Here is a 17,801-nt window from a genome sequence, read left to right as displayed (position 1 = left end):
CGCGATGAAAACAAAACTTTCCTGGTTATGTGCAGTGGCAATGGGGATGAGTGCGCTCCCTGCAACAGTGGCTAACGCAGCGCCTGATAACGCAGCGGCCACGCCCGCGCCAACGGTGCCTGTCGTCGCGCAAGCGACCGATCCGGTTGTGACGGCCGCGCCGGGGCAGACGGAAAACGTCGTCCCGAATCAGCCGACGACGGGGAATACGCTGCCCGCCGACAACCCGGTGGTTGGGCAGGTCATGCCTGGCGTGCCGGGAGCCAGTGCGCCGGTGGTTGCCGAAAATACGCCGTCGCGTGACGTTAAGCTGACGTTTGCCCAGATCGCGCCTCCTCCGGGCAGCATGGTTCTGCGCGGCATCAACCCAAATGGCGGTATCGAATTCGGTATGCGCAGCGATGAAGTCGTGTCGAAAGCGATGCTCAACCTGGAATACACCCCATCGCCGTCGCTGCTGCCGGTGCAGTCCCAGCTTAAGGTCTATCTGAATGACGAGCTGATGGACGTCCTGCCCGTCACCAAAGAGCAACTGGGTAAGAAAACCCTGGCTCAGGTGCCGATTAATCCGCTGTTTATCACCGACTTTAACCGCGTGCGTCTGGAGTTTGTCGGCCACTACCGCGATGTCTGTGAAAACCCGGCCAGCAGCACCCTGTGGCTGGATGTCGGGCGTAACTCTTCGCTTCAGATGACCTATCAGCCGCTGGCGTTGAAAAACGATCTCTCCGCCTTCCCGGTGCCGTTCTTCGACCCGCGTGATAACCGTCCGCTGAACCTGCCGATGGTCTTTGCCGGCTCTCCCGATGTGACCGAACAGCTGGCGGCCTCTATCGTGGCATCCTGGTTTGGTTCCCGCTCCGGCTGGCGTGGTCAAAGTTTCCCGGTCATGTACGACAAAATGCCGGACAAAAACGCGATCGTGTTTGCCACCAACGCCAAACGTCCGGCTTTCCTGCGTGACCATCCGGAGGTGAAAGCGCCCACCATCGAGATGATCAGCCATCCGGACAATCCGTACGTGAAGCTGTTGGTGATCTTCGGCCGTGATGACAAAGATCTGGTGCAGGCGGCGAAAGGCATTGCGCAGGGGAATATCCTGTTCCGCGGTAACAGCGTTGTGGTGGACGAGGTGAAACCGCTGCTGGCACGTAAGCCTTATGATGCGCCGAACTGGGTACGTACCGACCGGGCCATCACCTTTGGCGAACTGAAAACCTATGAAGAGCAATTGCAGTCAACCGGGCTTGAACCTTCTCCTGTCAGCCTGTCGCTGAACCTGCCGCCGGATCTCTATCTGCTGCGCACCAACGGCATTGATATCAATCTGAACTACCGTTACACCGCGCCGGCAACCAAAGACAGCTCGCGCATGGATATCAGCCTCAACAACCAGTTCCTGCAATCGTTCAGCCTGACCAGCAGCCAGGAGACAAACCGGTTGATGCTTCGTCTGCCTGTATTACAGGGGCTGCTGGATGGCAAAACCGATGTGTCGATCCCGGCGCTGAAGCTCGGTGCGGTGAACCAGCTGCGGTTTAACTTCCAGTATATGAACCCCATGCCGGGTGGATCGGTGGAAAACTGTATTACCTTCCAGCCGGTGCAAAACCACGTGGTGATTGGCGATGATTCCACGATCGACTTCTCGAAGTATTACCACTTTATTGCGATGCCGGATCTGCGTGCCTTTGCTAACGCCGGCTTCCCGTTCAGCCGCATGGCAGACCTCTCTGAATCGATTGTCGTGATGCCAAAAGCGGCCAACGAAGGCCAGGTTACCACGCTGCTGGACACCATGGGCACCGTCGGGGCGCAAACCGGCTTGCCGGCTATCAACGTGATGGTGACGGATGACGGGAGCCAGATCCAGAACAAAGATGCCGATATCATGGTCATCGGCAACATTCCGGACAAGCTGAAAGACGAGAAGCGCGTCGATCTGCTGGTGCAGGCGGCTCAGTCGTGGGTTAACACGCCGCTGCGTCAGACCGAGTTCCCGAGCATCATGCCGGACAGCGGCGATCGTCAGGCCAATATCAGGACGACCGTAAGCTCAACGGGTCCGATGGCCGCGATTGTCGGCTTCCAGTCGCCGTATAACGACCAGCGCAGCGTTATCGCCCTGCTGGCGGACAGCCCTCGCGGGTATGAGCTACTCAACACGGCCATGAACGACAGCGGTAAACGGGCGGCAATGTTCGGTTCCGTCTCGGTGATCCGTGAGTCGGGGGTAAACAGCCTGCGCGTGGGGGATGTCTACTACGTCGGTCATCTGCCGTGGTTCGAACGCCTGTGGTACGCCCTGTCTAACCACCCGGTGCTGCTGGCCGTGCTGGCTGCGCTCAGCGTTGTACTGCTGGCGTGGGTACTGTGGCGTCTGCTGCGAATCATCAGCCGTCGTCGTCTTAACCCGGACCATGAGTAAGCGGTGATGAAAATCTTTCGCGGGTGTGTAGTCGCAGCGTTGATGCTGGCGGCGGCGAATCTTCACGCCGCCTGTCGCTGGCCTGCCTGGGAGACGTTCAAGCAGGATTATATAAGCGAAAGTGGGCGCGTCATTGATCCCAGTGACGCGCGCAAAATCACCACCTCCGAAGGGCAAAGCTACGGACTGTTCTTTGCCCTCGCGGCAAACGATCGCAAGGCGTTCGATCTGCTGCTGGCATGGACGCGCGATAACCTTGCCGAGGGAGATTTAACCCAACATCTCCCGGCCTGGCTGTGGGGGAAAAAGGACGACGAAACCTGGGCGGTTATCGACCCTAACTCCGCGTCTGATGCCGATATCTGGATTGCCTGGTCGCTGCTGGAAGCCGGGCGGCTGTGGAAAAATCCCGATTACACGCGCACGGGTAAGGCGCTGTTGACGCGCATTGCCAGTGAGGAAGTGGTGAAGGTGCCGGGGCTGGGTTCTATGCTGCTGCCGGGTAAAGTCGGTTTTGCCGAAGAGAGTGTCTGGCGCTTCAACCCCAGCTACCTGCCGCCGCAGCTTGCGAGCTATTTCACCCGTTTTGGCGCGCCGTGGACGACGCTCCGTGAAACCAATCTGCGTCTGCTGCTGGAGACCGCGCCTAAAGGATTTTCCCCGAACTGGGTGAAATACCAGAAAAAGGGCGGCTGGCAGCTGTCGCAGGATGCATCCCTGATCGGCAGCTACGATGCGATTCGCGTCTATCTGTGGGTAGGGATGATGAACGATAACGATCCGCAGAAAGCCCGGCTACTGGCGCGTTTCAAGCCCATGGCGACCACCACAATCAAACAAGGCTTGCCGCCGGAGAAAGTGGACGTCGCGACCGGGAAACGCACCGGAGATGGGCCGGTAGGGTTTTCTGCCTCCCTCCTTCCGTTTTTACAAAACCGGGACGCGCAAGCGGTGCAACGCCAGCACGTCGCCGATCGTTTTCCCGATAACAATGCTTATTACAGCTACGTTCTGACCCTCTTTGGACAAGGGTGGGATCAGCATCGTTTTCGTTTCACCGTGCAAGGTGAATTACTACCGGACTGGGGCCAGGAATGCGCACGTTCACACTGAATCTACTCACCTTATCGCTTGGCCTGGCGCTAATGCCCCTGGCCCAGGCCGCCAACTCCCCGCAGCAGAGACAGCTGCTGGAACAGGTCCGTCTGGGGGAATCCACCCAGCGTGAGGATTTGGTGCGCCAGTCGCTCTACCGCCTTGAGTTGATTGATCCCAATAATCCGGACGTGATTGCCGCGCGCTTCCGCTACCTGTTACGACAGGGTGATATGGCGGGCGCGCAAAAAGAGCTGGATCGCCTGAAAGGGATGGCGCCCGATTCCAGTGCGTACCAGTCCTCCCGGACGACCATGCTGCTCTCCACGCCGGATGGTCGTCAGGCCCTTCAGCAGGCTCGCCTGCTTGCCACCACCGGCCACACGCAGGAAGCCATTGCCGCGTATGACAAACTGTTTGACGGTAAGCCGCCCAGCGGCGACATCGCCACGGAGTACTGGAACGTGGTGGCGAAAGAGCCTGCCCGCCGCAACTCGGCCATTAATCAGCTTAAGAAAATAAACGCCAGCAGCCCGGGCAACGTCACGCTACAGTCCTCGCTGGCACAGCTTCTGTTCCAGAGCGGACGCCGTGATGAAGGATTTGCGGTGTTACAGGAGATGGCCAAATCGAACAATGGCCGCAGTCAGGCGTCGGACATGTGGTACCAGCAGATCAAAGATCAGCTTGCCAGCAGTGCCAGCGTCAGCGCGCTGCAACAATACCTGAGCGTGTTCAGCGATGGCGATAACGTGACGGCGGCGCGCGCCCAGCTTGAAGCGCAGCAAAAACAACTTTCCGATCCGGCGTTCCGCGCCAAAGCCGAAGGGTTAGCCGCTGTGGATGCCGGGCAGGGCAGTAAAGCGGTGGCGGAGTTGCAGAAAGTGGTCAGCGCCAACCATGCCGACAGTGAAGCCGTCGGCGCGCTGGGGCAGGCCTATTCCCAGAAAGGCGATCGCGCGCGCGCGGTTGCGCAGTTTGAGAAGGCGATCGCCCTCGATCCGCAGAGCGATAATCGGGGCAAATGGGACAGCCTGCTGAAGGTCAACCGATACTGGCTGCTGATCCAGCAGGGGGATAACGCCCTGAAAGCCAACAATACGGCCCAGGCGGAGCGCTATTACCAGCAGGCGCGCAACATTGACAACACAGACAGCTACGCGGTTCTGGGCCTCGGTGATGCGGCGGCGGCGCGCAAAGATAACGACGCGGCCGAGCGCTATTACCGCCAGGCGTTGCGGATGGACAGCGGCAACAGCAACGCGGTACGCGGTCTCGCCAATATTTATCGCGCGCAGTCTCCGGAGAAGGCGACGCAGTTTATTCAGTCGCTCTCTGCCAGCCAGCGCCGCAGCATTGATGATATTGAACGTAGCCTGACGAACGAGCAGCTGTCAGCCCAGGCCGAACAGCTGGAAAGCGAGGGGAAATATGCGCAGGCCGCAGAAATTCAGCGCCGACGCCTTGCGCTTTCCCCGGGCGACGTGTGGATCACCTACCGACTGTCACGCGATCTGTATAGCGCGGGTCAGCGCAGCCAGGCGGATAACCTGATGCGTCAGCTGGCAAGCCAGAAACCGGGCGATCCGGATCAGGTTTACGCCAGCGGGCTGTACCTGTCCGGTAACGATCAGGACCGGGCGGCGCTGGCGCATCTGAACACGCTGCCGCGCGACAAGTGGAACGGCAACATTCAGGCGCTGGCGGACCGCCTGCAAAGTAACCAGGTGCTGGAAACCGCCAACCGCCTGCGCGACAGTGGAAAAGAGCAGGAGGCGGAAACGTTGCTTCGCCAGCAGCCTCCGTCCACCCGTATCGACCTGACGCTGGCGGACTGGGCTGAACAGCGTGGCGATCATGAGGCCGCGAAAACCGCCTACAACACCGTCCTGCAACGCGAACCGCAGAACGAAGACGCGATCCTCGGCCTGACCGAGGTCTCTCTTGCCCAGGGCAACAAGGACGCGGCGCGCGCGGCGCTGGCGAAACTGCCCGCGGCACAGAACGGCGAACCGCTCTCGATCAATATGCAGCGCCGGCTTGCCATGGCGCAGGCTGGCCTGGGTGATCGTGCCGCGGCAGAAAAGACCTTCAACGCCATTCTTCCGCAGGCCAAATCGCAGCCGCCTTCGATGGAAAGTGCGCTGGTGATGCGCGATGCCGCCCGTTTCCAGGCACAAAATGGTCAGCCTAAGCAGGCGCTGGACACCTGGAAAGATGCGATGGTCTCATCGGGCATCACAACGACCCGTCCGACCGATAACGACAGCTTTACTCGGCTCACGCGTAACGATGAGAAAGATGACTGGCTGAAGCGCGGCGTGCGCAGCGATGCAGGCGATCTTTATCGTCAGCAGGATCTGAACGTCACGCTGCAACACGACTACTGGGGCTCCAGCGGCACGGGGGGCTATTCCGACCTGAAAGCGCACACCACCATGCTCCAGGTTGATGCGCCGCTGTCGGACGGACGTATGTTCTTCCGTAGCGATCTGGTCAATATGAACGCCGGTTCCTTTGACACCGACAACGGAACCTACGATCCGACATGGGGTACCTGCGCCGAAACGCCATGTCACGGCAGCACGAACCAGTCGGCCAACGGCGCCAGCGTGGCCGTCGGCTGGCAGAACAAAACCTGGTCGTGGGATATCGGTACAACGCCGATGGGCTTCGACGTGGTCGATGTGGTGGGTAGCCTGAGCTACAGCAACGATTTAGGGCCGATTGGCTACACCCTGAACGCCCATCGCCGTCCGATTTCCAGCTCGGTGCTGGCCTTCGCCGGGCAAAAAGATCCCAATACCGACACCACCTGGGGCGGCGTGCGTGCCACCGGTGGCGGCGTGAGCATGAGCTACGACAAAGGCGAAGCTAACGGGATCTGGTCAAGCCTGAGTGCCGACAGCCTCACCGGGAAGAATGTCGAAGATAACTGGCGCGTCCGCTGGATGACCGGCTATTACTACAAGCTCATCAATCAGAACAACGAACGCCTGACGGTGGGCGTGTCCAACATGCTCTGGCATTACGATAAGGATTTAAGTGGCTATTCGCTGGGCCAGGGCGGTTACTACAGTCCCCAGGAGTATGTGTCGTTCGCCTTACCGGTGAACTGGCGTAAACGCACAGAGAACTGGTCATGGGAGCTGGGCGGCTCCGTCTCCTGGTCTCATTCAAAAACAAAAGATGTGATGCGTTATCCGTTACAGGGGCTGATCCCGGACAATGAGCCAGGCCGTTATACCGATAAAGGTGTAATGGAAACCGGAAGTAGCTCGTCAGGGACGGGTTATACCGCAAGGGCGATTGTTGAACGCCGCGTGACGTCCAACTGGTTTGTCGGACTGGGCGTCGATATTCAGGAAGCAAAAGACTATACCCCGAGCCATGCGCTGCTCTACGTTCGGTATTCTGCCGCGGGCTGGCAAGGTGATATGGACTTACCACCGGAACCGCTGGTGCCTTATGCAGACTGGTGATCGGATTTTTTCTTAATCTAATTGTAAGTCTCTCTTAAAAGTGCAGCTATCGGGTATACTCGGGCGCACCAGGTTTACACCCTGGTGCGCCCTGCGCTTCGAGTTTTGTGGAGAGTCATTTTGCGTGTCAGCCGTTCCTTAACGATCAAACAGATGGCGATGGTGTCTGCCGTCACAATGCTGTTTGTCTTCATCTTCTGCGTCATTTTGCTGTTTCACTCCGTACAGCAGAATCGCTATAACACGGCTTCGCAACTGGAAAGTATTGCCCGCTCGGTGCGGGAACCCCTGTCAGCCTCGATCCTGAAAGGGGATATCCCCGAGGCGGAATCCATCCTGAAGCGCATTCAGCCCGCCGGTATCGTGAGCCGCGCAGATGTCGTGCTGCCGAACCAGTTCCAGGCGCTACGGATGAGCTTTATCCCGGAGCGTCCCGTCCCGATGATGGTGATGCGCCTGTTTGAACTGCCGGTGCAAATTTCCCTGCCTCTCTATTCCCTGGAAAGACCGGCTAACCCGCAGCCGCTGGCCTACCTGGTGCTACAGGCCGACTCGTACCGCATGTATAAATTCGTCATGAGTTGGGTTGCTACGTTAGTGACTACTTACTTACTTTTGACACTAATGCTGAGCGTGGCGCTGACGTGGTGTATCAACCGGTTAATTGTGCATCCGTTGCGCCGCATAGCCCGGGAGCTGAACGACCTCTCTCCACAGGAGCACATGGGGCATCAGCTTCCCTTGCCGCGCCTGCATCACGACGATGAAATTGGCATGCTGGTCCGGAGTTACAATATCAACCAGCAGCGTGTCCTGCGTCAGCAGGAAGAGCTCAGTAGCAACGCCACCCGTTTTCCGGTATCCGATCTGCCAAACAAAGCGTTTTTAATGGCCTTGCTGGAGCAGACCGTCGCCCGCCAGCAGACCACCGCGCTGATGGTGATTGCCTGCGAAACCTTGCAGGACACGGCGGGCGTGCTGAAAGAGAGCCAGCGCGAGATGCTGTTGCTGACGCTGGTGGAAAAGGTGAAATCCGTTCTGGCGCCGCGCATGGTGCTCACCCAGGTCAGCGGCTATGACCTGGTGGTGATCGCGCACGGTGTTAAAGAGCCGTGGCACGCCATTACGCTAGGTCAGCAAGTACTCACTGTCATTAATGAGCGGCTGCCCATTCAGGGTATCCAGCTTCGCCCGAGCGCCAGCATCGGTATTGCGATGTACAACGGGGGGCTGACCGCCGAGCAGCTTTATCGTCGGGCCTTCTCGGCCGCGTTCACCGCGCGCCGGAAAGGCAAAAACCAGATCCAGTTCTTTGATCCGGAGCAGATGGAAAAAGCCCAGCAGCGCCTGACGGAAGAGAGCGACATTCTGACGGCGATGGACAATCGCCAGTTTGCCCTCTGGCTACAGCCGCAGGTCAATTTGCGCACGGGTGAAGTGATCAGCGCCGAAGCGTTGCTGCGTATGCAACAGCCGGACGGCACGTGGGAGCTGCCTGAGGGGATGATCGAACGTATCGAGTCCTGCGGCCTGATGGTCACCGTCGGCTACTGGGTGCTGGAAGAGTCCTGCCGCCAGCTTGCGGCCTGGCAACAACGGGGCATCACGCTGCCGCTGTCGGTGAATCTCTCTGCGCTACAGCTGATGCACCCGACCATGGTGCCGGAGATGCTCGAGTTGATCCACCGCTACCGCATTCAGCCCCACACGTTGATCCTGGAAGTCACCGAGAGCCGTTGTATCGACAATCCTGACGACGCTGTCGCCATTCTGAAACCGCTGCGTAATGCCGGGATCCGCATTGCGCTGGACGATTTTGGTATGGGGTATTCCGGCCTGCGTCAGCTCCAGCACATGAAAACGTTGCCGGTGGACGTCCTCAAAATCGACAAAACCTTTGTGGATGGGCTGCCGGAGGATTGCAGCCTGGTACAGGCCATTATTCAGATGGCGCACAGCCTGAATCTGCACGTAATTGCCGAGGGTATTGAAACCGACGCCCAGCGTGATTGGCTGGCTGCGGCGGGCGTGGAGAGCGGACAGGGCTTCCTGTTTGACCGCGCCGTACCGACGGATATCTTTGAGCAACGCTATCTCTCCGACGCTGGCAATAACGCAAAAGTGTAATTTTGTTGCTGGCTTGTGCGAGCCAGCTCAAAGTTCTTAACATTTGTGTTTCAAATTTGAACCCCGTTTATTTCTGTCCTGTTATGTGGGTGTTATTTTAAAGCCGCAGGTTAACCATAACCTTACAAAGCCTGTAGTTTTTCTTTCCAGGGACACCCTATGAAAACCTCACTCTTCAAAAGTCTTTACTTCCAGGTCCTGACAGCCATCGCTATCGGTATTCTGCTCGGTCACTACTACCCGGAGCTGGGCGCGCAGATGAAACCGCTTGGCGACGCGTTCGTTAAGCTCATCAAAATGATCATCGCGCCGGTCATTTTCTGTACCGTGGTGACCGGTATCGCTGGCATGGAAAGTATGAAGGCGGTCGGGCGTACGGGGGCGGTTGCCCTGCTGTACTTCGAGATTGTCAGTACCATCGCGCTGATTATCGGCCTGATAATTGTCAACGTGGTACAGCCTGGCGCGGGCATGAACGTCGACCCGGCCACGCTGGATGCGAAAGCGGTGGCGGTTTACGCTGAACAGGCGAAAGATCAGGGGATTGTTGCCTTCCTGCTGGACGTGATCCCGAGCAGCGTGATTGGCGCGTTCGCCAGCGGAAACATCCTCCAGGTGCTGCTGTTTGCCGTGCTTTTTGGCTTTGCCCTGCACCGTCTTGGCAGCAAAGGCCAGCTGATTTTTAACGTCATTGAAAGCTTCTCGCAGGTGATCTTCGGCATCATCAACATGATCATGCGTCTGGCCCCGATTGGCGCCTTTGGCGCGATGGCCTTCACCATCGGGAAATATGGCGTCGGCACGCTGGTACAGCTTGGCCAGCTGATCGTCTGTTTCTACATCACCTGTATTCTGTTTGTGGTGGTGGTGCTCGGCTCCATCGCCCGTGCGACCGGCTTCAGCATCTTCAAATTTATCCGTTACATTCGTGAAGAGCTGCTGATTGTCCTCGGCACATCCTCTTCGGAGTCCGCGCTGCCGCGTATGCTCGATAAAATGGAAAAGCTGGGCTGCCGTAAGTCAGTGGTGGGGCTGGTTATTCCTACGGGCTACTCCTTTAACCTGGACGGCACCTCGATATACCTGACGATGGCGGCGGTCTTTATTGCCCAGGCCACTAACAGCCACATGGATATCTTCCATCAGATTACGCTGCTGGTGGTGCTTCTGCTCTCTTCAAAAGGGGCGGCGGGCGTAACGGGCAGCGGATTTATCGTGCTGGCGGCCACCATTTCGGCGGTGGGCCATCTGCCGGTGGCGGGCCTGGCCCTGATCCTCGGTATTGACCGCTTTATGTCTGAAGCCCGTGCGTTAACCAACCTGGTCGGCAATGGCGTGGCGACGATTGTGGTGGCGAAGTGGGTGAAAGAGCTGGATCACAAGAAGCTTAACGATACGCTGAATAACCGCACATCTGAGGACAAAACCCCCGGTTTATCCTCTTAATCCCTCATAAATGCCCGTATTCCCTTGTGGGGATGCGGGCACCTGCGCATAATAACCGTTCATACCTGTCATAATTCGACAAGATTTTTTTTGGGTATATTTCACTTCCGCCCGTGACGTTTAGCCGAACACGCTGTCTAATCGGAAGGTTTTCATCGTCATCTTTGAGTGCTCACGTCGCGAGACACTCTCTTTAACCAGGAATGTTGATCAGGGGTTCACATGCAGGGCACAAAAATTCGACTCTTAACCGGCGGTTTGCTGATGATGGCAGCAGCCAGTTATGTGCAGGCAGATGCGCTCCAGCCAGACCCGGCCTGGCAACAGGGAACACTGGCGAACGGTTTCCAGTGGCAGGTATTATCTACTCCGCAACGTCCGAGCGATCGCATTGAAATCCGTCTTTCTGTGAATACCGGCTCCCTCACTGAAAGCACCCAGCAGACCGGCTTAAGCCACTTTATTCCTCGACTGGCGCTCACCCAGAGCGGCAGTTTGCAGGCGGTTCAGGTGCGTTCTTTATGGCAACAGGCCATCGATCCGAAACGCCCGCTGCCCCCGGCTGTGGTCTCCTATGACTACACCATGTTTAACCTGAGCCTGCCCAACAACCGTAACGATCTGCTTAAAGAAGCACTGACCTATCTTTCGGATGCCACCGGCAAACTGGCGATTACGCCTGAGACCGTTAACTATGCGTTGAGCAACAGCGACATGGTGGCGACCTGGCCGACGGATACCAAAGAAGGCTGGTGGCGCTACCGCCTGAAAGGGTCAACGCTGCTTGGCCACGACCCGGCAGAGCCGCTGAAACAGCCGGTTGATGCCGCGCAGGTGAAATCTTTCTACCAGCAGTGGTACACCCCGGATGCCATGACCCTGATTGTGGTGGGCAACGTGGACAGCCGTGCGGTGATAGAACAGATCAACAAAGCATTTGGCGATCTGAAAGGGAAGCGTGAAACGCCCGCCCCTGTTCCTACCTTGTCCCCGCTGCGTCCTGAGACGGTCAGCATCATGACGGATACCGTGCGTCAGGATCGTCTTTCAATGATGTGGGATACGGCCTGGCAGCCGATCCGCGAGTCTTCTGCGCTGTTGCGTTACTGGCGTGCGGATCTCGCGCGTGAAGCGCTGTTCTGGCACGTTCAGCAGACGCTCAGCAAGAACAACGTGAAAGATATTGGCCTGGGATTTGACTGCCGTGTGCTGTTCCAGCGCGCCCAGTGCGCCATTAACGTGGAATCGCCGGGTGATAAGCTGAATGCCAATCTCGGCGTGGTGGCGAAAGAGCTGGCTAAGGTGCGGAAAGAGGGCCTGTCTGAAGAGGAGTTTAACGCGCTGGTGGCGCAGAAATCCCTCGAATTGCAGAAACTGTTCGCCACCTATGCCCGCGCCGATACCGATATCTTAATCAGCCAGCGCATTCGCTCCTTGCAGAATCAGGTGGTGGATATCGCGCCGGAGCAGTATCAGAAACTGCGTCAGGACTTCCTGAACGGTCTGACCGTGGAGATGCTGAATCAGGATCTGCGTCAGCAGCTGTCGCAGGATATGGCGTTGATTCTGTTGCAGCCGAAAGGTGAGCCGGAATATGACATGAAAGAGTTGAAGGCCACCTGGAGCGCCATCATGGCGACGCCGCCGCAGCCAGCGCAAACGGCAGCCGATGATTTACACCAGGATGCGAGCGATATTCCGCAGGGCCAGTAAGCTCTGCGTTCCCTCAGCCCTGAGGGAGAGGGTTAGGGTGCGGGCATCAGCCCGCACAGTCCTTAAGCAGGCATCGCCTCGCGCGGAATAATCGCTCCGCGATACTGAATCACCGTGCTGGCCGTCAAGTGACCGCGCTGCGCCGCCGCTTCCGGCGTTCCCCCCGTCAGACGTACCGCCAGATACCCCGCGCTGAAAGAATCTCCCGCCGCCGTGGTATCGATTACCTTCTCTTTCGCCAGCTTCACCGCCGGCACCTCTGTCACGGCTTCACCTGCAACCGCCACCAGGCAAGACTCCGCCCCGCGCTTGATCACCACTTCGCTGACCCCGGCAGCCTGCGTCCGGGCAATGACCTCATCAACCGGTTTTTCGCCCCACAGAGCATCTTCATCATCCAGCGTCAGGAAGGCGATATCGGTGCATTCGAGCATCTGCTGGTAGACCTGCTGCGTCTCTTCGCGGCTGGCCCACAAACGCGGACGGTAGTTGTTATCGAAAATCACCTTACCGCCATTGGCACGGCATTCGCGCAGCAGTGACAGCAGCTTTTCACGGCTCTCCTGGCTCAGGATCGCCAGGCTGATCCCGCTCAGGTAGAGATAATCGAAGGTCGCCAGTTCTTCGCAAATGGCAGCGGCGGCCTCGCTTTCCAGCCAGAATTTGGCGGCCGCTTCATTACGCCAGTAATAGAAGGTGCGCTCGCCGGTGCTGTCGGTTTCGATGTAGTACAAACCCGGCAGGCGGTTTTCCATTCGCTGGATGAGCGAGGTCCCAACGTTTTCACCCTGCCAGGCTTCCAGCATCTGCTGGCTGAAGCTGTCCGTTCCCAGCGCGGTAACGTAGCTCACGCTCAGCGCGTCGGGGGCGACCTGACGGGCAATGTAAACGGAGGTGTTCAATGTATCGCCACCAAAACCGCGGCTGACTTCCGCGCCTTTCTGGGACAGCTCAATCATGCATTCGCCAATCACGGCAATTTTTTTAGACATAGTCGTGAACCTGAACAAAGTAATTAAGGGTAGTGTGCGCTGTGTGTTTTTTATGGTCAACTATATTAAAACGACGTTCCATTATTTTTTTTGAGCCAGCGCGTATTCCGGCATATTTCTGTCATCTTAATTTCATTTTCCCGGTGAATTGAACATAAAGTTCTCACCTGGCGGGCCGATAACTCAGTGACGAGTCCAGAAAGGCTATCCCATACAACAGGACATCCGAAATGAAGTCAGAGCAGGTTATCCAGCGGCTGAGCACTACGCCTGAGGCAAGTATTGAGAACTTGCAGGAGCATCGCTACTGGCTGCAATGTGAGCGAGCGTACACCTATCAGCCCATCTACCGTACCGACGGTCGGTTAATGGCGATTGAGGTGTTAACGGTCGTCACTCATCCATCGAATCCTTCACAGCGTATTGCACCGGACCGCTATTTTGCGGAGGTTGCCGTGCGTCAGCGTATCGACGTGCTGGAAGAGCAGCTGAGAATGCTGGCGACGAAGCAGGCGTTCTTCGAGCAGCACGGTATTCTGGCGTCGGTGAACGTGGATGGCCCAACCCTGATGGCGTTACGTCAGAACGCGACATTGCAGGCGCTGATTGCCACCTTGCCGTGGATGCGCTTCGAGCTGGTGGAACATGTTCAGCTGCCACAGGACTCCTCGTTTGCCTCGATGTGTGAGTTTGGCCCGCTGTGGCTGGATGATTTCGGTACCGGTATGGCCAACTTCTCCGCCCTGAGCGAAGTGCGTTATGACTACATCAAAGTGGCCCGCGATCTGTTTATCATGCTGCGCCAGACGCCGGAGGGACGGAACCTGTTTACGATGCTCCTGCAACTGATGAACCGCTATTGCCAGGGCGTCATTGTGGAAGGCGTAGAGACGCTGGAGGAGTGGCGCGACGTGCAAAATTCCCCGGCAGCGGCGGCACAGGGTTATTTCCTCTCTCGTCCTGTCCCCATGGATACCCTGGAAAAGGTGATAACCACCCTCTGATCTGCCCGCTTCCCTTTGTCTGAACTATAGTTTTAGAGGCAAGTTCATCAGGAAAGGGGACAACAATGACAAAAACAACCAGGGTGATTTCCTGGACAGCAGGGATTTTCTTGTTGCTGATCGTGGTCTTAATCATCATTATCGCCACGTTTGACTGGAACCGGCTCAAACCGACCATCAACCAGAAAGTCTCAACCGAGCTAAACCGCCCCTTCGCAATACGTGGCGATTTGGGTGTCGTGTGGGAGCGCCAGAAAGAGGAAACCGGCTGGCGAAGCTGGGTGCCATGGCCGCACGTTCACGCCGACGACATCATTCTCGGCAACCCGCCGGACATCCCCGAAGTGACCATGATCCACCTGCCGCGCGTGGAAGCCACGCTGGCGCCGTTAGCCCTGTTAACCAAAACGGTGTATCTGCCGTGGATCAAACTTCAGCAGCCCGACGCGCGGCTGATTCGCCTGTCAGAGAAAAACAATAACTGGACGTTTGATCTCGCCAGCAGCGGCGATAAAGATCAGAATGCGCAGCCCTCTTCGTGGTCTTTCCGCCTCGACAATATTCTGTTCGATCGGGGGAGGATCGCCATTGACGATAAGGTGAGTAAGGCTGACGTGGAGATCCTCGTCGATCCGCTGGGCAAGCCGCTGCCGTTTAGCGAAGTGACGGGCAGTAAAGCCAAAGGCGATGACAGCAAAGCGGGCGATTACGTCTTCGGCCTGACGGCGAAAGGGCGCTACAACGGCCAGCCGCTGACCGGTAAAGGCAAAATCGGCGGCATGCTGGCGCTCAGGAGTGAGGGCACGCCGTTCCCGGTGCAGGCGGATTTCCGCTCGGGCAACACCCGCGTGGCGTTCGTGGGCACGGTTAACGACCCGATGAACATGGGCGGCGTCGACCTCCAGCTTAAGTTTGCCGGGGATTCGCTGGGTGAACTGTACGATTTGACCGGCGTGCTGCTGCCGGATACCCCGCCGTTTGAAACGGACGGGCGCCTGGTTGCCAAAATCAACACCGAAAAATCGTCCGTCTTTGACTACCGGAATTTTAACGGGCGCATCGGCGACAGCGATATCCACGGCACGCTGACCTACACCACCGGTAAACCGCGCCCGAAACTGGAGGGGGACGTTGAATCCCGCCAGCTGCGTCTGGCCGATCTTGGTCCGCTGATTGGCGTAGATTCGGGCAAAGGCACGAAGTCTAAAGAGGTTAAAAAGGACGTTCAGCCTGCGGGTAAAGTGCTGCCCTATGACCGCTTCGAAACCGACAAATGGGACGTGATGGATGCGGATGTACGCTTCAAAGGACGTAAAATTGAGCATGGCAGCACGCTGCCGCTGAGCAACCTCTCGACCCATATCATCCTGAAAAACGCCGACCTGCGCCTGCAACCGCTGAAGTTTGGCATGGCCGGGGGAACCATCTCATCGAATATCCACCTGGAGGGGGATAAAAAGCCAATGCAGGGAAGGGCGGAGATCCAGGCGCGTCGGCTGAAGCTGAAAGAGCTGATGCCGGACGTGGAGCTGATGCAGAAAACCCTCGGTGAGATGAACGGCGACGCGGATATTCGCGGCACGGGTAACTCGGTAGCGGCGCTGCTGGGTAGCGGAAACGGCAACCTGAAGCTGCTGATGAACGACGGGCTGGTGAGCCGTAACCTGATGGAGATCCTGGGGCTGAACGTCGGGAACTTTATCATCGGGCAAATCTTCGGTGACGACGAAGTACGCGTTAACTGCGCGGCGGCAAATCTGGATCTGGTCAACGGCGTGGCGCGTCCGCAGATCTTCGCTTTCGACACGGAAAACGCGGTTATCAACGTCACCGGTACCGCCAGCATGGCGTCCGAGCAGCTGGATTTAACCATCGATCCGGAAAGTAAAGGTATTCGTATCATCACCCTGCGCTCGCCGCTGTACGTTCGCGGGACCTTCAAAGATCCGCAGGCGGGCGTGAAGGCCGGGCCGTTGATTGCGCGTGGTGCGGTCGCCGCCGCGCTCGCTACGCTGGTCACTCCTGCGGCGGCGCTGCTGGCGTTGATTTCGCCGTCGGAAGGCGAAGCGAATCAGTGTCGGACGATTTTGTCGCAGATGAAGAAGTAGTCCCGTTTCTCCCTCTCCCTGTGGGGAGAGGGGGCTCCAGTAATTTGAAAGCAAAAGCTATAACGTTGCCTCAGAATAACTGAGGGCTTTCAGCGATGCCTCGGTCCGGCTGTAAATCGCTGAGGCGTTTCCTGTAGGCCGGGGCGAGGCGCAGGGATGCGCCGAGAGGGCGGGCTTTACAGGGATGTTACCTCCGCCCGTCCCCGATAAGCCGGAAGGAATAAGCCGAAGGCACCGCGAAGCGGCGATTTTCCGCCGGAAGCCCGGGTCGCCAGGGTGGTGGCGACTGAGCCACCCTGGCACGTTCACCGCTCATGTCGTGACAGAGTAGCAAGGAACATAAAGTGAACGGAATGACCACCTGAGCCGTATGTTCCCCCTCACCCCAGCCCTCTCCCTCAAGGGAGAGGGGGCCGTCTGTGCAGGCATTATTTTGTGGGGAGCCCTCAGCCCTGTGGGTGAGGGCTGAATCGTAGGCCGGGTAAGGCGTAGCCGCCACCCGGCATTCACTTACAGCGCCTGATGCTTCGTCTCGTGCGTCAGCAGCAGCGCAATCAGCGTCAGCGCTGCCATTGCCGCCAGATAGACACCCACATAGAATAGGCCATAGTTCGCCTGAAGCCATGTGGCGATATACGGAGCCACCGAGGCGCCCAGAATCGACGAAACGTTATAGGAGAACGACGCGCCGGTGTAACGCACTTCAGTCGGGAACAGCTCCGGCAGCAGCGCGCCCATTGGGCCAAAAGTCAGCCCCATCAGGCTCAGGCCAATCAGCAGATACGCCATCACCAGCGCAGGGCTACCTGAACCCAGCAGCGGCGGGAAGACAAACAGCGCGAACAGAATAATCAGCGAGGTGATGACGATCATGCTTGAACGACGGCCAAATTTATCCGCCAGCAGGCCCGCGATGGGCACCATCACACCAAATCCGATGACCGCCATCATCAGCATCCACAGCACTTCGTTACGCGGCAGGCCCAGGCCGACCGGCGCGGCGGCGGTACTGAAGGTCATGGAGTAAACGGTCATGATGTAGAACAGCGTGTAGGTTGCCAGCATGATGAACGTGCCCAGCACGGTCACGCGGAGGTGTTTGGTCAGCAGCGTCCCCAGCGGAACTTTAACCTGCTTTTTCGCCGCGGCGACTTTAGCGAAGACCGGCGTCTCGTGCAGCGACACGCGAACGTACAGGCCAATCAGCACCAGCACGGCGGAGAAGACGAATGGAATACGCCAGCCCCAGTTCATGAACTGTTCATCAGTCAGCAGCCAGGAGAGGAGCAGGAAGGTGCCGTTAGCAAAGAAGAACCCAATCGGTGCGCCCAGCTGCGGGAAAGAGCCATACAGGGCTCGTTTGCGCGCCGGGGCGTTTTCGGTCGCCAGCAGTGCCGCGCCGCCCC

10 protein-coding genes are annotated in these 17,801 nt (G+C 58.0%); 8 read left to right on the top strand and 2 right to left on the bottom strand.

The window, feature by feature from the left end:
* Positions 1-4 precede the first annotated feature (4 nt).
* The 6 genes from bcsB (at position 5) to IMQ56_RS16860 (ending at position 12,291) form a co-directional block, all read left to right on the top strand.
* A complete protein-coding gene (gene bcsB / locus IMQ56_RS16885; RefSeq protein ID WP_071888808.1) occupies positions 5-2,428 on the top strand; it encodes a cellulose biosynthesis cyclic di-GMP-binding regulatory protein BcsB in 2,424 nt (807 codons plus the stop codon).
* A 6-nt stretch (positions 2,429-2,434) separates the two neighbouring features.
* A complete protein-coding gene (gene bcsZ, locus IMQ56_RS16880; protein WP_039269529.1) occupies positions 2,435-3,541 on the top strand; it encodes a cellulose synthase complex periplasmic endoglucanase BcsZ in 1,107 nt (368 codons plus the stop codon).
* A complete protein-coding gene (bcsC, locus tag IMQ56_RS16875; RefSeq protein ID WP_196064099.1) occupies positions 3,523-7,005 on the top strand; it encodes a cellulose synthase complex outer membrane protein BcsC in 3,483 nt (1,160 codons plus the stop codon). Before bcsZ ends, bcsC begins: the two co-directional genes overlap by 19 nt.
* Positions 7,006-7,125: 120 nt before the next feature.
* Positions 7,126-9,132, top strand: coding sequence for a biofilm formation regulator HmsP (hmsP, locus tag IMQ56_RS16870; RefSeq protein ID WP_040118210.1), 2,007 nt, complete (start codon positions 7,126-7,128; stop codon positions 9,130-9,132).
* A gap of 159 nt (positions 9,133-9,291) precedes the next feature.
* Complete coding sequence (gene dctA / locus IMQ56_RS16865; RefSeq protein WP_015571524.1) at positions 9,292-10,578, top strand: C4-dicarboxylate transporter DctC; 1,287 nt, start codon at positions 9,292-9,294, stop codon at positions 10,576-10,578.
* 222 nt (positions 10,579-10,800) lie between these two features.
* Entirely contained in the window at positions 10,801-12,291 is a 1,491-nt protein-coding gene (locus IMQ56_RS16860; protein ID WP_023295577.1) for a pitrilysin family protein, read from the top strand.
* A gap of 62 nt (positions 12,292-12,353) precedes the next feature.
* Here IMQ56_RS16860 and IMQ56_RS16855 read toward each other — a convergent pair whose 3' ends face one another.
* The gene (locus IMQ56_RS16855) at positions 12,354-13,283 is read right to left on the bottom strand and encodes a sugar kinase (RefSeq protein ID WP_017384186.1); all 930 of its coding nucleotides are present in this window, start codon (positions 13,281-13,283) and stop codon (positions 12,354-12,356) included.
* Positions 13,284-13,513: 230 nt separating this feature from the next.
* Between IMQ56_RS16855 and pdeH the strand changes: the two genes are divergently transcribed.
* Positions 13,514-14,287, top strand: a complete 774-nt coding sequence (gene pdeH / locus IMQ56_RS16850; protein WP_015571521.1) for a cyclic-guanylate-specific phosphodiesterase — start codon at positions 13,514-13,516, stop codon at positions 14,285-14,287.
* Positions 14,288-14,352: 65 nt separating this feature from the next.
* Entirely contained in the window at positions 14,353-16,395 is a 2,043-nt protein-coding gene (locus IMQ56_RS16845) for an AsmA family protein (protein WP_023295575.1), read from the top strand.
* A gap of 510 nt (positions 16,396-16,905) precedes the next feature.
* On the opposite strand, the gene IMQ56_RS16840 is transcribed toward IMQ56_RS16845, so the two are convergent.
* Positions 16,906-17,801, bottom strand: an 896-nt coding sequence (locus IMQ56_RS16840) for an MFS transporter (protein WP_109923675.1), incomplete at its 5' end; no start/stop codon positions are given.

Source organism: Enterobacter sp. Res13-Sevr-PEC09-46, assembly GCF_015672585.1.
Taxonomy (GTDB): Bacteria; Pseudomonadota; Gammaproteobacteria; order Enterobacterales; family Enterobacteriaceae; genus Enterobacter; species Enterobacter hormaechei_C.
The sequence above is the reverse complement of the archived record's forward strand: the minus strand, read 5'-3'. Positions and strand labels throughout refer to the sequence as shown.

Coding starts and splice junctions, on each gene's coding strand:
- bcsB (WP_071888808.1), top strand. CDS start 5: ATGAAAACAAAACTTTCCTGGTTATGTGCAGTGGCAATGGGGATGAGT.
- bcsZ (WP_039269529.1), top strand. CDS start 2,435: ATGAAAATCTTTCGCGGGTGTGTAGTCGCAGCGTTGATGCTGGCGGCG.
- bcsC (WP_196064099.1), top strand. CDS start 3,523: ATGCGCACGTTCACACTGAATCTACTCACCTTATCGCTTGGCCTGGCG.
- dctA (WP_015571524.1), top strand. CDS start 9,292: ATGAAAACCTCACTCTTCAAAAGTCTTTACTTCCAGGTCCTGACAGCC.
- IMQ56_RS16860 (WP_023295577.1), top strand. CDS start 10,801: ATGCAGGGCACAAAAATTCGACTCTTAACCGGCGGTTTGCTGATGATG.
- IMQ56_RS16855 (WP_017384186.1), bottom strand. CDS start 13,283: ATGTCTAAAAAAATTGCCGTGATTGGCGAATGCATGATTGAGCTGTCC.
- pdeH (WP_015571521.1), top strand. CDS start 13,514: ATGAAGTCAGAGCAGGTTATCCAGCGGCTGAGCACTACGCCTGAGGCA.
- IMQ56_RS16845 (WP_023295575.1), top strand. CDS start 14,353: ATGACAAAAACAACCAGGGTGATTTCCTGGACAGCAGGGATTTTCTTG.